The sequence below is a fragment of the Paenisporosarcina macmurdoensis genome, from assembly GCF_042658845.1.
GTDB classification, from domain to species: Bacteria; Bacillota; Bacilli; order Bacillales_A; family Planococcaceae; genus Paenisporosarcina; species Paenisporosarcina macmurdoensis.
In genome coordinates this window covers 237,172-252,207 of record NZ_JBHSRI010000025.1, presented here as the reverse complement: position 1 = coordinate 252,207, position 15,036 = coordinate 237,172, and the positions used below count along the sequence as shown (strand labels likewise).

Annotated in this window: 14 protein-coding genes; 1 reads left to right on the top strand and 13 read right to left on the bottom strand. The window is 36.4% G+C overall.

What is annotated here, in order from left to right; all coding sequences use genetic code 11:
- Positions 1-42 precede the first annotated feature (42 nt).
- The 12 genes from ACFPYN_RS14915 to ACFPYN_RS14860 form a co-directional block, all read right to left on the bottom strand.
- Positions 43-1,269 carry a competence protein CoiA family protein gene (locus ACFPYN_RS14915; protein WP_377735264.1) on the bottom strand — a complete coding sequence of 409 codons (1,227 nt, stop codon included), beginning with the start codon at positions 1,267-1,269 and terminating at the stop codon, positions 43-45.
- A gap of 283 nt (positions 1,270-1,552) precedes the next feature.
- A complete protein-coding gene (locus ACFPYN_RS14910; protein WP_377735263.1) occupies positions 1,553-1,819 on the bottom strand; it encodes a hypothetical protein in 267 nt (88 codons plus the stop codon).
- 259 nt (positions 1,820-2,078) lie between these two features.
- Positions 2,079-3,098, bottom strand: a complete 1,020-nt coding sequence (locus ACFPYN_RS14905) for a LacI family DNA-binding transcriptional regulator (RefSeq protein ID WP_377735262.1) — start codon at positions 3,096-3,098, stop codon at positions 2,079-2,081.
- A 109-nt stretch (positions 3,099-3,207) separates the two neighbouring features.
- Positions 3,208-4,119, bottom strand: a complete 912-nt coding sequence (locus ACFPYN_RS14900; protein WP_377735261.1) for a hypothetical protein — start codon at positions 4,117-4,119, stop codon at positions 3,208-3,210.
- Positions 4,110-5,201 (bottom strand): ADP-ribosylglycohydrolase family protein, encoded by a 1,092-nt coding sequence (locus ACFPYN_RS14895; RefSeq protein ID WP_377735259.1) that lies wholly within the window; start codon positions 5,199-5,201, stop codon positions 4,110-4,112. The genes ACFPYN_RS14900 and ACFPYN_RS14895 overlap by 10 nt, the downstream gene beginning before the upstream one ends.
- 30 nt (positions 5,202-5,231) lie before the next feature.
- Complete coding sequence (locus ACFPYN_RS14890; protein ID WP_377735258.1) at positions 5,232-6,380, bottom strand: ADP-ribosylglycohydrolase family protein; 1,149 nt, start codon at positions 6,378-6,380, stop codon at positions 5,232-5,234.
- A gap of 12 nt (positions 6,381-6,392) precedes the next feature.
- Complete coding sequence (locus tag ACFPYN_RS14885; protein WP_377735257.1) at positions 6,393-7,862, bottom strand: extracellular solute-binding protein; 1,470 nt, start codon at positions 7,860-7,862, stop codon at positions 6,393-6,395.
- Between the two features lie 51 nt (positions 7,863-7,913).
- Positions 7,914-8,801 (bottom strand): carbohydrate ABC transporter permease, encoded by an 888-nt coding sequence (locus ACFPYN_RS14880; protein ID WP_377735256.1) that lies wholly within the window; start codon positions 8,799-8,801, stop codon positions 7,914-7,916.
- A gap of 3 nt (positions 8,802-8,804) precedes the next feature.
- Positions 8,805-9,707, bottom strand: a complete 903-nt coding sequence (locus ACFPYN_RS14875; RefSeq protein ID WP_377735255.1) for an ABC transporter permease — start codon at positions 9,705-9,707, stop codon at positions 8,805-8,807.
- A gap of 1 nt (position 9,708) precedes the next feature.
- Positions 9,709-10,602, bottom strand: a complete 894-nt coding sequence (gene rbsK, locus ACFPYN_RS14870; protein WP_377735253.1) for a ribokinase — start codon at positions 10,600-10,602, stop codon at positions 9,709-9,711.
- A 13-nt stretch (positions 10,603-10,615) separates the two neighbouring features.
- Entirely contained in the window at positions 10,616-10,927 is a 312-nt protein-coding gene (locus tag ACFPYN_RS14865) for a DUF4387 domain-containing protein (RefSeq protein ID WP_377735252.1), read from the bottom strand.
- Positions 10,928-10,939: 12 nt separating this feature from the next.
- A complete protein-coding gene (locus ACFPYN_RS14860) occupies positions 10,940-12,289 on the bottom strand; it encodes an acyclic terpene utilization AtuA family protein (protein ID WP_377735251.1) in 1,350 nt (449 codons plus the stop codon).
- A gap of 796 nt (positions 12,290-13,085) precedes the next feature.
- Here ACFPYN_RS14860 and ACFPYN_RS14855 point away from each other — a divergent pair.
- Positions 13,086-13,331, top strand: a complete 246-nt coding sequence (locus ACFPYN_RS14855) for a GlsB/YeaQ/YmgE family stress response membrane protein (protein ID WP_377735250.1) — start codon at positions 13,086-13,088, stop codon at positions 13,329-13,331.
- Positions 13,332-13,447: 116 nt separating this feature from the next.
- Here the strand turns inward: ACFPYN_RS14855 and ACFPYN_RS14850 are convergent, their stop codons facing one another.
- Positions 13,448-14,917: an MDR family MFS transporter gene (locus tag ACFPYN_RS14850; RefSeq protein ID WP_377735248.1), complete on the bottom strand. Its 1,470-nt coding sequence runs from the start codon at positions 14,915-14,917 to the stop codon at positions 13,448-13,450.
- Positions 14,918-15,036: the final 119 nt, after the last annotated feature.

The following is a 15,036-nucleotide window of genomic DNA, read 5'->3' as shown; positions in this document are numbered from 1 at the left end:
TAGTCTCCTCAAATCCATAAATATTAATATCTTGAAAAACATTCACCCCCAGCTACGTCCGGTGTTTTCTAAGTTTCTTTTAAATTTTTGATATTCTTCCTCACTACCTATAAACAAAGATCTTCTCACTTCTTCTCGTTTCCTTTCCAGTTCCTCTGCCTCATCTATTGACAACACTTTCTTTTCTCTCTTGCGTAAACGACCCAAAACATATCCACTTTGATTCTCTTTTGGCTTTCCTACTGGCCACGGAGCTGATTCGTCTAATTTATTAATTCTTTCTAGTTCTCTTCTTAGCTCTTCTTCCAACTTGCGCTTTTTAATAATCAATAATGTTTGATGTTTTTTTGCAAATTCTTCTCGAAGTTCATTCTCAAATTTAGAGTCAGCCAATTGGAAGTTTTCTGTTTGAATCTGTAATGCCTTGGCCAAAGATATACGATATACTTCCCCTATAAGAAATCCTCTAAAGGGTTTTAGCACACGATCATCTACATATCTATTAACTGAAATATATGTGCGTTCATCATCAATTGTAATATAATAAGCACTCTGAACTTGCCATCCTTTTCTTTTTGAATCTCCACTAAAACTAAATGCATCTAAAACCTCATTTCTTTCACCAAGGCTTTCAAGTAACCTTTCCCATTTAGTATCCTCTGAACTTCTAGTTGACGCTAGCCATTCTGTTTCCCATAAAACAATACTATTTTGGTTCTTTTCCAATGCAAAATTGGCACGATCAATCAACCACAATGATTGATAACCATTATCCAAAAAATGTTTCTTCCTTTTTTTGAATTGGCTAGCGATCTGAATATCTTCTGACTCGTTGATTTTTGTTATAACAGTTATCGCCCACTTACTTTGCCCAATCTTCACATATAAATCTGGAAAGAATTTTGTGAGACCTGGTGATAAATAACCTTCTTCAATGATAATATCCTTTGACCCACTGTTTGCTGTTAAAAGTTCGTCTTTAATCATCCCTACCAAAATTGGATGACGAAATGATTCCCTCTGTTTCTGTTTAATATATTTTTGAAATGCTCGTTCAACTTGTTCTGACTTTTCACACGCATTGTTAGTGGTGTGCGCAAAATATGTTCCACGAATATCACCAGAACGAATAATCAGTTTTTCATCACAGTAAGGACAGACATAAAGTTTCTTTTTCGCTAAATTTTTCAGTTCACTAGGAGTATGATTTTGAAGTAGGGTTTCTATAATTTCCCGTTCATTTGTAACTACATTTTTTGAGAAATTCACTTGTTTACCTCCATTTAAAATTTCCAATATATTTATTAGAGTCATTTATTTACATTCGACTTCATCTCAAGAAATTCCTTCCATGAATAGAGAAAAGTGTCGTTTTATGGAATAAGTAACTAAGTAAAATATTATTTTCAATTCAATCACAAATGATAGGCTTGATAAAAGTCTTCTCGAACGTTCAGTTCCCCAAAAATAAAAGACCACTTGGTTGATTTAACCAGTGGTCTTTACATATAAAAATTTTAATTCTGCTTTTGTATTGATGACGCTGATTTTCTCAACTCGTTATCTTATGAAATGCCTTCAATTTCTGTAAATACAAGTTCTCAGCTTCTTCTCGATGACCGATCAAGTATTCATCGAGTGTAATGCGTCTTGCAGACAGTATGCCTCTCGCTTTTACTCCTGGCATGTGTTGGGCTTCCATCATGACATCGAGCAGCAGGCTTTCGGTTGGCATTGTTAAATAGCGTGCAACACTGACTTCTTTTCGTTGTCCAACATGGCCATATTTCAAAATCACTTTCCAGTACGACCATTCCATCGCTCCACTCCCTTTCGATTCGGTAATGTAAACGTCTTTGCAATGCCCATTTTTATTCGGTTGGCTTTTTATCTTGTCGTTTAAGAATATTCTAAGAAACCCTTATCAAGAACCCCGCTCTTTTTTCAAATGATTCACTACGAGTTCTTTTCCGATTAATCACTATTTCACCTCGGAGTTAAATAAGGTATAAAGACACTTAGATCCAAAAATGTATTTTAATGACTTGGATTTCCCATAAAAATTGGGGTTCTTACCATTAATTCTTTGGTTTATAACCCAAAGTTGATTCCCTTTTGACTAGTCGAACATCAAGTTTAATATTTCCTATACTGTCATTCTTTTTTTCAATCATGTTGATCAGTTGGGTAGTTGCGATGACGCCTAAATCATAAATTGGCTGTTCAATTGTACTAATTTCAGGTTCAACCATTTGAGTTAGTTTAATTCCATCGAATCCTATAATAGCTATTTCATCTGGAACTTTTATTTTCATTTGTTTTAAGGCTTTTAATGCACCTATTGCCATCAAGTCATTAGCAAGGAAGATTCCGTCAACATTTTCGTGATCTCTCATGAGTTCTTCTGTTAATTTTTTTCCACTTTCAAGAGAAAAGTCTCCGTCATAAATAATAACTTCCTCCTTTGGAAGATAATCTTTCATGGTACTTACGTAACCCTTCATCCTGTCTAATGAAGATGGGTACGAGTTAGGTCCACTAATATGTGCAATTTTTTTACAACCCATCTCGATTAGATGTTGTACGGCGAGTTTAGCACCCTGATGGTTATCAATACCGATTGAATTATCTGCATCATCGCCTGCCGCTCGGTCAACCTTAATAAAAGGAAGTTTGATATTTTCCATTCCCTTTAACACACTTTCATTAAATTCGAAAGCCGCTAAAATTAATCCATCTATAAATCGACTTTCTAGACCTCTCCAGAACCCATTTGAATGTAGACTTTCTTCTTGTGTATTAATCAAAATCAAACTATAACCCTTACCTTTTGCTATTTTCTCAATTGCAACGACAAGTTCAGGAAAGAATGGATTAGTTATATCCGGAATAATTAAAGCAATGGTATTGGTTTTTTTATTGGAGAGGCTTCTTGCAATTTCATTCGGTTTATAATCTAGCTGATCCATGACCTCTTTTATTTTCTTTTCAGCTTTTTCACTTATGTACCCTTTTTTGTTTATGTATCGAGATACGGTAGCAATCGATAAACCAGCTTCTTTTGCAACATCTCTAATGGTAATACTGCTTTTTTTCACTAGACCTCTCACTCCTCATCTCACTATCAGCTATTATTCACTTACATACTATAAAAAAGGTTTAGAGAAGCATCGTTGAAAAACCGACCTTTTCTAAACCTTTGCACTGTTAATTCAATTCTTTGATTTTAAAAGAGGAAATTTTAGCTATGCCTTTTTCAAGACAACCAAATCCAAACATCCCCTCAGAGAACTGCGAATCAGTATACTTAATAACAGTCTGTCCATCGATGGAAAACCGAATTTGATTACCATTACATTCTATTTTAAATACATATTTGTTCGCTAATCTCCATGCAAATGGAACTGTAACTAAACGTTCGTAACCAAAGTTATTTAGAATAAGTGATACTTTACCTTCGCCATCGAAGCCAGCTAAATAGTGCATTTGTATTCCCTTTGCTCTAAAGATAAGATTATGACTTATCCCTTTTAGAGGCTCTATTTCTGCTTCAATCATTGCATTTTCTGTGTAATAATTCCCAGTGTAGCATGAGCAATTATCTAAAGATATACACTCCATACTATTTTCCAACAGGTTCCACTCTCCATTATTATGGGAAAACGGGGTTACACTTTTAAATTCAACAAATTGTTTTGCAAAATCAATGCTGTATTCTGAGTCACCATAAATATGGAAGTTATCTAGATAAAGAGCTCCAATTGCTCTGCTTGTAAGTATAGAAGGACTTTCTATTATATATCCAACCTCATCAATCATTGCTCCGTTAGTATCTGGGATTACAAACTGGATTTCATTCCACTGCTGATTTTTTAATTCAATTTTCTCTAATGTAATACACTTTGAATTAAAAGTATTTCGTACATATGGAGTTATGAACATATCAGATCCCTGCCACTTATTTAAGAAGATATCCATTGAAACGGTTTGACCGCTGTATGCGTTTGGAGCAAAAGTAGGTTTATATTTTTCGTCATTGAAATCATTTCGACGATAGAATGGTTTATAAAATATTTTACTTTTGTCTCCATCAACCATTCTGTCAAAAATCACTTCCAATGACCCTTCACCAACTGTTTCGCTGTGACGTAAAAATGCTTTAAAGGGATTATCGGTTCTAAATCCATGGCTAATTCAGTAGAAAAAGTTGGAATATCAAGGTTATTCAAGTACCCAGATACACTGGAGGTAACAATAAAATCATTTATTGGCTTCCTATAATGTTCTGGAATACCTTCAATACCCCTAAGAACTCCAGTTATGGTTCCTACGTTACCTGCGTTACAGTCTGTATCCCACCCACACATGGTAGCAATTTCAATTGTTCTTGCGAAATCTCCGGCGCCGTAAAGGAGGGATAAAATACAAACCCCTGAATTGGGGATAATATGGCAAATTCCAGGGTATCTATCATATCCCCATTCTTTTTCAAGAAATTCACGACAAGCCCTAAAATCATCCAGGTATTGTTGATGGAATTCTTTAACTGCATTTACGACTTTGGCATATGTTGATTCTTTAGGTATCATAGACAATCCAGCCGTGATGACTTCATCTATTGATTCCGCTGAAAATGCTTTAGAAATACAAGCAGCCATGAATCTTGCACCAAAGAGTCCTTCTTTATCATGTGATACACTTGCAGCCGCTTCTGCATATTGAGCAGCTTTTTCCATGTTGTTAGGAAGGATTAAACCCCAGCTATCAATAAAGATTTGACCACCGATTTGCTCTGCTAACACAATTCCATTTTCTTCTACTGATCCTGATCTAGGAGCAGGGATTCCTTTTTTAAGATTATGAAAAGCTCTATGCTCTGTACTAATCTCCTCGCCTCCCCACCAAATCATGCCAATACCTTCTCGGCAATAGTTAAGCCAGGCCTTACCTACGTCTTCAGGTCGCAGATCTCGATTGTGAGCATCGTCATAAAGAGCCCTAATAAAGAATACAGGACCATTAGCATCATCATCGGCGGAAAAAGTTTTATAGTCTTTTACATATCCGGTGACATCGCCATGGACTCGTTGGATTCTTTCGACAGTCCACTCAGTTGGTTCTACGGGTGCTCCAAGTCTTATGCCGACATTCATTCCTAAAAATCCAGCATAAACCTTTTCCAAATAATCATTAGGTATCAAGCGATCACTTCCGTTTCTCTTAGCCTAGAGCTAAAACAATTCGTTTCTTTTTACATTAAGAAATATGTCATCTTTAATCATTCTTTTTGCCAATTCTGCGAATTTCTCTGATAAATGGATAAGATTCATACGATTCGTCTCTTCAAGAATCTGAATATCTTCTTTCTTAATAACAATATCACCTTGCATAGCTCCGAGAATTGCGCCAGCCATCACACCTATCGAGTCTGTATCTCTTCCAGAGTTTATTCCATCGTATATAGTTGGATAAAAGTCTCCTTCATTTAGAACAATAAACGCTAAAGCCATCGGTAATTCCTCAATCGAAAAAATTCTACTTGGCGTATAGTGGTTTGAAGGTATTCCAAGTTTCTCTATCTTCCTATGAACATCGTCTTTCATTGGTGAATATTTAGAAATGATGGTTTGAAAAACTTCAATAACTTCATCCATTTCTGCACTTCTGGCACGCAATTCTTTTGCAGCTGTAGTCAAATCTTTTATCGCCATTTTAGTTCCATCCTTAGCAAACAGGATAGCTGTTTCTATGATTTCTTCGATGGTCACACCGTGTTCAAAAGCCTTAGCTACACAAGCGGCCAATACACCAGCCGCTTCTAAACCATAGCTACTTTGATGACCCATCGCAAACAAGATTGCTTCATCATAGGCACCTCTAGGGTTTCCGGCATTCACAATTCCAATTGGCGCAATATACATTGCGGCCCCACAATTGATCATATTACCGAGGCCGCCTTCCCTTGGTTCACAATTAGCCAATACGTGTCGCATAAAGATATATTTTTCAGGATAGAACAGGCGGTCTATTATCATCGCTTCTTTATCAAACTCTGGAATATAGCGTTTTGTGTAAGCTATTTCTTTCACAAATTCATTACCCATATCGTAGGCATCTAGATGCCTTTCCTCTGTTAGATAAACATTGATTAAGGCTGTGGTCATTAAAGTGTCATCGGTAACGATTCCATTTCCTCTTTTTTTCCCGAGTGTAATTTCCTGAGGCGCGTCAGCTTTATACCACTTCGTTTTTAAAGATTCCACACGACCGTATTGAGCTTTAATTTCTTGATAACTTAATTTTTCGATTGTTGCTCCTATTGCATCACCAAATGCGATTGATAAAATGACGCCTCTTACTCGCTCCTGAAAAGAAACCATTTTTTGAACTCCCTACTTAATGTTTTTATTAGCATATTCAGTTACTTCATCACCACCTGCTTTTAACCACTCTTCAACATACTTATCAAAATCATCAATAGGACGTTTTCCGGTAATTATGTCTGTCGAAAATTCTTTATATAGGTTTTCCATTGCATCCCATTTTGATATTAATTCCACAGGAATGATAAAGCTGTTATCAGTATTGTAGAATTCGTATGCTAATTCTCTTGATTGTTCAGCAGGCTCACTGAGTAAAGGTGTCAGTAATGGTTTTTCTGGTTCAAATTCAGCAGGCTCCCAGAATCTTGCATACCATTCGTTATAATATTTTTCTGTCAGATTAATACCTGAATCAGTACTTTCATAATGTTCTCCTTCGAATCCGAGACGATCGAGCATTTGTCCTTCAGCACTAGCTAAATAATCTAAAACTTGAAATACTGTTTCTTTATTTTTCGATTGAGAAGAAATTGCAAGACCTCGTGATTCTTTTGTAATATCCGTTGGAGCAAAACCTTGAAAATCACCTTTAGCAGGAGGAAGAACAACAACCTCTGCACTTTCTCCATTTACTTGTTTCATTTTCCCGTTATAAATATCAATGATTTTTCCGTTTGTTCCAACAATGACACCAGTCTCTCCATCATAGAACGCCTTTTCTTTTGTGTCCCATTGCTTAGTTAAATATTGATTATCTAATAATCCCGCAGTGTATAATTTATTATAAAAAGCTAGTTTCTCTTTTTCTTGTGCTGAGACTTTTGAATACTCATAATCTCCACCATTCTTTATCCAAGTCTGATTAATTCCAAATGCCATTTCGAAGATGAAATCTAGTTCAGTAATATCTCCTGCTACTGTAACCGCATTTGCCGGTTTCCCACTTCCACCTGGTGGGCTTTCAACGAGTTCCTGGAAGAATTTAAAGTAATTGTCTACTGAAGGGTTCTCCATTAGTTCTGTTGAACTATTCATTTTATCAAACCAGTCTTTCCTCATAACAGGTGTCTTAGAATCAAGAGGTTTTATCCATAGTAAATACGGGTAATTTTTCATTCTTTCTTCATTATGAGGTTGGATTATGTTTTTAATATGCTCTGATTTTTCTATATAGGGAGTTAGATCTTCTAATAAATCCTGTTCAGCAATTTGCTGATCGCCACCCTGGAAGTAAATTAAATCAGGTATTTCCCCACTCATTAATAACAAATTTAGTTTCTCTGCATAATTACCTTGTGGCATTTCCACAAGTTCAAACTTAACGTCCAACTGTTTGTCTTCTTTTAAAGCCTTTTCTAAATTAGAGAAATAAGCCTTAGCTACCGGGTTAGATGGACCTTCATCCTTGTAGACTACTTTTATTGTCTTTGTACCATTACTATTTTCATCAGTTTCCTTTTCAGAAGCTTCATTCGTGCAAGCTGTTGTCAAAGCTAGTATTAGAGCAAAAGTAATTAATAAAGCTAACATTTTCTTCATTTAATTTCCCCCTTAATTTTGTTTGGCTTGAAACTTGAAGTAAGGCTTGACTCAGTCCTTAACACCTCCTTCAAGTGCTCCTTTAGCGTAGTATTTCAGAATTAAAGGATAAAATATTAACAAAGGTACTATCGATATGATAATCGTTCCCGCTTGAAGTGATCCGAAATCTAAGGCGGCAATTTGATCATACGAGAGCACGTTTTGCGCACCCAAAAGTGAAGTATTATCTCTCTCAATAACGAACTGCCTCAATACAACCTGCAAAGGCCATTTATTAGGATCAGTTAGGTAAATCGTTGCTCTAAAATACTCGTTCCAGTGATACACTCCATAGAACAAGCCTAAAGTGGCAAGTCCTGACTTCGACAAAGGCAACATGATTTTTGTGAAAATTTTAAAATGTCCAGCCCCGTCAATTCTCGCTGCTTCAAGAATACTGTCAGGTACATCCTCAAAAAATCTCATTAATATAAACAAGTAAAATACATTTATAGCCTTATATAAAATTAATGAAAAATAGGTATCTAACAAACCAAGATCTTTAATTAGTAAATATTCTGGAATTAAACCAGGTTCGAATACCATAATCACTATAAGAAAAATAATAACAAAACGTTTCCCAACAAAATCTGTTTTTGCCAAGACATATGCTGTCATGGCTGTTAGGAACAAATTTAGTGATGTCCCTACAATTGTTAGGAAAATACTGTTTAAAATACTTCTAATAATGAGTGGATTTGAAAATAACACCTCATAATTTATGAGTGAAAACCCTTTAGGAAAAATACCCAGCCCCTTTAATTCATGTACCTTAAGAGGGTCAGAAAAAGACATCGCTAATAGATTTAATATAGGAAATAATACTGCGAGAGACAGGGAAAACAAGATTATATAGATAGTAGTTCTCGTCCAGTTAAGCTTTTTAAAATGACTCACTTCCTACCATACACCCTTCCCTGTAAACCTTTTTGAAATAAAATGAGTACTTAGTATCAAGACCACACCAATAATACCTTTGAATAAACTTGCAGCTGTTGCATAGGCATATTGTCCATTCAGGATTCCAATACGATATACATAGGTATCAATAATATCTACAACACTGATTACAGAGTCATTAATTAAGTTAAATACCTGATCAAATCCAGCGTTCATAAAGAAACCTAGATTCAAAATAAATACCGTTATTACAGTACTAGCTAGTTCAGGTAAAGTAATATATCGCATTTGTTGTAAAGTGGAGGCACCGTCAATACGAGCAGCTTCATACAAAGCGGGACTAATTTTCATGATAGCAGCAAGATAGATGATTGAATCCCAACCTGAGCTTCTCCACATTTCAGAAAAGACAAGAACCCAACGAATATGGTCCTTACTTGTCATAAAATCAAGAGAAGGCAGCTGGAAGAAATTCCGAATAACGTTAACTCCACCGTCTACCGGACTTAACAAACTTATCCATACTCCAGCAATTACAACCCATGATAAGAAATGTGGTAAGTAAATGACAGATTGAACATACTTTCTATATGGACCGTTCCTGACTTCATTTATCATCAACGAGAGGATAATCGGTATTGGGAAAAAGAACACCATTTTCATCGTGCTAATTATTACGGTGTTTTTTAATACATCCATAAACGCAGGAGAACTAAATAACACGTTAAAATGTTTCATTCCAACCCAGATGTTATCCCCAATAATTCGATAATCCTGAAAAGCCAACTTCATCCCGATTAGAGGTACTACATTAAAGACAGAAAAATACAGGATGGCTGGTAAAAGCATCAAATATAAGATCCAGTCTTTTTTTAATCGATAGAATACACCCTTTCCTGTCATATCAAAGCTCCCCTCTTACAAAAAGATTAATTTCTTCTCTAAATGGCATCCCTGACTGAGCACCTTTTTTCTTTACTGATAAACCAGCAGCTAAATTACCAAATTCAATGCAATCTACTAAGTCTTTTCCTTCCGATAATGCCACCGCAAAAGCTCCACAAAAAGTATCTCCTGCCCCCGTTGTATCAACTGCATCTACTTTATGGGCAGGTACTTGAACAAGTGTATTTCCATCAAAGAATTTAACTCCGTTAATTCCACAAGTGATTAGTAGTTTATTTGAAAACTTTTTTAATAGTTTTTCCATAGTTCCCTTTTCATTCATGACAATCTGGTATTCATGCTCATTCGGAATAAGATACGTAACCTTATCCAGAATCTCCTTTCTTATTTGGAGAGCCGGCGCTGGATTCAAAAGAATTGTTTTTCCTTTTTCAAATAGCTTTGGAACAAGGTGTTCTATCATCTCAAGGGGAGTTTCTAACTGTAAGACAACGATGTCATGCTCCAAAATTTCATCTAATAATCTTTCAATATATGAAATATTTGTCTCTCTGTTTGCCCCAGGTATAACCACTATTCTGTTTTCAGATTGGCAGATTTCTATAAAAGCAACACCAGTATGTGAGTCTTTTGCAACATTAAGATGAGCAATATCTACTTTCTCTTTTTGCAACATTTTTTTTACATAATTGCTATTTTCATCACTTCCGATCGATCCAAAGAAAGACACTTTTGCTCCAAGGCGAGAAGCAGCTACTGCCTGGTTTGCTCCTTTTCCACCAAGAGACATAAAAAACTGATTTCCAAGTACCGTTTCACCTTTTTCAGGAAGAACATTAGCTTCCACGAAGTAATCTATATTAATACTGCCAACCACTGCAATTTTTTTCATATGTTTTAACATCCTATTCAATTATTACGTTCATTAATGGAGCATGCTGCTGAGCGCCATAAACATCTCTGTCCCCTACCGACCCAGAGGATACATCCCGCAAAATAGTGATTTTCACACCGAGTGCCGGTTCAAAGAAAACTATGTGTCGAACTTCTTTTTCCGAAATATTATAAAGACTACATATGGTCTGAACCGTTAATTTCCCAGAATCCCTCACCTTTTGAAACTTTTCAAGACTATCAAAAAGAACATCCAAAGTTAGTTCAAAAGGTCCTGAATTTTTACTTCTTAACACCTTTGCCATTTCAAATAAAGTTGCCATCCGTTCAGCCTCCTATCTATACTCGATATTGAAAGGATTATCATCAATTTCCATCAAATGATAAACAGAAAACTCATATACCGGACCAAACTCTATATCACTTGGCGCAAAAGGAAACGCGAGATTACCTGCTGTAGACTTTCTTTTCTCGTGTCCAAAATGGAGAAAAGTAGATCTAGCTGTTGAACATATACTATTCGCAAGTTCCTGATTTTCCCCAATTACTTCAAGTAAAACACCGACTTCATGACCACTAAAGATCTCCGTCTCCTTACTTCCTAGAACAGCATTCATGCCATAGTTATAGAAATTGATATTATAATCTTCGCGAGGAATTTCCTGATAATATTCACGGACCTGTGCTTCTACCCGTTCTTCAATTTCTTCGAGGTTTTCTAATAGAATCGGATCCCTTATACCGGCCATGACAAATGTTCTATATGCAACTTCTCTTGCTCCTTCAAGTTTTATCAAATATTTTTCACTTGGAATGTATTTACTGTTTGAAACCTGTACTTCGCCTTCACCTAGCTCTTTAAATTCACATTCACTTAAATCCAAAGTGAATCCTGGACCGTGGAGGATAAATGGATGTTCTTTTTCATAAAAGGTGTGGGCTGCAACACTTATTTGAGTACAGGTTCGTATGGGATTAAGTGATTTCACCGTAAAGGAATCATCTTTGATGATACCTAAAATACTATCTTTAGTTGTTCCTGGTTCTGCACATAGGGCTCCGCATTCTAGTATTTTCCCAAGATGATATGATAAACCCGGATCTTTTTTATGGAAGATTCCTATCGCAGCGAAAGGTGAAGGATCGTATGCTCTCCCACAGACAATAATGTCTGCACCTTGCTCTAATGCTTCAAGTATTGGCTCATGCCCCATCTGTGCCACAATACCATTTGTTTCTTGAATAGTTTTTTCGTTTAATGGTTTTATATTGGGACTTAATGGATTCACTTTCCCTTGTAAGTTTGCTTTAATAACACTTTCACTAGAGATATCGGCCCAAATCACAGCCATTTTCACATTTAGATTCTTCTCTTTCAGAATTTCCTCTATAATATCAATGGTCCATTCAACATGTTGACGTGCTCCTGCTCCGCCAGCAGATCCAATAATAATTGGAATTTTTCGGGGCACTCCATTTGTTAAGATGATTTCTAAATCTTTTTTAGTAGCTCGTCTGCTTACAATTGAAACTCCTGCGCCAAGCTTATGAGGACCAGCATCAGTAGATCCTGCGTCAACTACTATTCCGTGTGGTTCTTCTTTTATACCATTTAAAAAAGAGCTAGCTGGAAATCCATAACCTAGCATTCCGCAAGGAGACAATATTTTAATTTCTCTTCCCATTGAACTCACCTCTCTATAACTGCACTTATAATAGATATACTAGCTACACCCAAACATGTAACCGGTTACATGTTGAATAAAAAAAACTACACAACTTATATTCAAAATGTGTAATCGGTTACATATTTCTCTTTCAGTTGTGTAAAATTGTGTAAATTAGTAAACGCCTTACTATTATATTAGATTATAACTTATAATATTCAGAAATCAATGAAAATTTAATTATTTTTAATAATTGTATGACTTGAACTGCGTTGCATATAAATAGCGCTTTTCTTTGTCCAACATGGCCATATTTCAAGATTACTTTCCAGTACGACCATTCCATCGCTCCACTCCCTTTCGATTCGGTAATGTAAACTTCTTTGCAATGCCCATTTTTATTCGATTGGCTTTTTATCTTGTCGTTTAAGAATATCCAAAGAAACCCTTATCAAGAACCTCGCTCTTTTTCAAACCACACGTTGGCGCACGACTCTTTGATTTAGTATGCTAACATTTCCTAACAAAGCCATTAAAAATTCATACGTTTCATAGTTCGCTTCCACGTCCAGTTGTTCCATGTCCGTATGTTCATTGTCATGACCTGCAAATAAATTACACTTTGAATTCCGTGGGATGCTCAGGTGTTGCTTGATCACCAGGAGTTGTTTTCCATTGATTTTTTTTATAGCCAATCAACCTGTTCAAAAATTCACATTTAAAAGATTTTTAATTAAATGGTTTGAACACTATTAATTTAGGTTATCTATTAAGTAAGCAAGAAAAAACATTAAATGAACAGGAGATGTCAAACATGGGATTCATATTATATCTTATTATTGGTGGGGTTATTGGATGGTTAGCAGGACTTATTTTAGGTAAAGACGTACCAGGCGGAATTATTGGTAACATTATTGCAGGTATTATTGGTGCTTGGATCGGCGGAATGTTATTCAGTTTCGGACCAGCAGTTGCCGGTATTCAAATTATTCCAGCTTTAATTGGTGCAATTATTTTAATCTTCATCGTTAGCTTTATTATGAAAGCTCTACGTAAATAATAATATTTTAAAAGAGTCGTTCGAAATTTGAACGACTCTTTTTTTGTCCTCGGACATTACAACGTTCTTTAACGCAAAAAAGGCTAAACCGAAATTCGGTTTAGCCTTTTTCCAAATCAATCTATAATGGGTTCTTGTTTAACGACGAGATTTTTCTCTTCTTCAGCTACCGGTCTTTGCGGCTTTTTAATGAAGAACGTTAGCAGTAATGCAACTGCTGCAATGAATGTAGATATGAAGAATGTGTAATTGATTCCTTCCATCATTGAGTTCTTCACAATACTAGCCGGGTCTGCCCCACTTACCGCCAAGTCTTTCGCTGTCTCAGTCGTTCGTGTATTCATGACTGTGATTAGCAGTGCAGATCCGATGGCACCTGATACTTGCTGTAGCGTGTTGTTCATCGCTGTTCCGTGCGGATATGCTTTCATTGGCAATGTATTCAAGCCGTTCGTCATGACCGGCATCATAACCATAGAAATACCTAACATCCGAATGGTATAAATGGCCATAATCTGTAGGTACGTCGTTTCGATACTCAAATCACTGAAGAAATAAGTGGAAATCAAGACAATCGACATCCCCGTAATCGCCAGTACTTTGGCACCATACTTGTCGAACAGTCTACCAGTGACTGGTGACATGAAGCCCATTACAAGTGCACCCGGGAGCATCAGTAAACCTGAATCCACTGGTGATATTCCTTTAATCGTCTGGACATAGATTGGCATTAGAATCATGGCAGAAAACATGGAAATTGAAACTACGATAGAAATGGCTGATGATAAAGCGAACATCGGATATTTGTAGATTCTAAATTCGAGTAATGGATCTTTCAATTTAAACTGTCGGAAAATAAATGTTATCAGCGATACAACACCAATGGTAATTGTCCCTAATACATATGGGTCACTCCATCCACTTTGTCCAGCCGCACTAAATCCGTAGAGGATTCCTCCAAAACCAAGACTTGATAAGACCAGAGACATTTTATCCAATGTTAATTCTTTGTTTTGGATAGTTAAATTCTTTAATTTGAAAATCCCTAATGCTAATGGGATCAAAGCAAGTGGCAAGATGATGAAAAACAATACTCTCCATGAATAATGTTCAACAACATATCCGGAAAGTGTCGGACCAATTGCTGGTGCTACAATCATCACAAGACCGAATATGCCCATCGCTGCTCCTCGGCGCTCCACAGGGAAGGCAACGAGAATTACGTTCATCAAAAGCGGCATCATTAGAGCGGCACCAGATGCTTGAATCATTCTAGCTGCAAGAAGCAAACTGAAAGTCGGAGCTAAACCAGCAAGCAAAGTACCCAGCGCAAACAACGACATAGCCAAGATGAAAATGGAGCGGTTCGAATAGCGTTGGATAAAATAGGCACTGGCTGGAATCAATATTCCGTTCACGAGCATATATCCCGTTATTAGCCATTGTGCCGTGGCAGCCTCAATTTTCAAGTCTGCCATAATGGATGGCAATGCGATATTCAATAAAGTCTGGGTAAATATCGCCACAAACGCTCCTGTAAATAAAATGGCGATAATGCCATAAGGTGGTTTCTTCTGTTCTGTCATTCTAGTATTCCTCCAACTATTATTTGTGTAGTCTTCTTTGATTTGGGATTGTGGTTATTCCCATTCATTTCGATTTATTGAGACTCGCACGTGCGGTTAGCGTAAATATATATATCTAT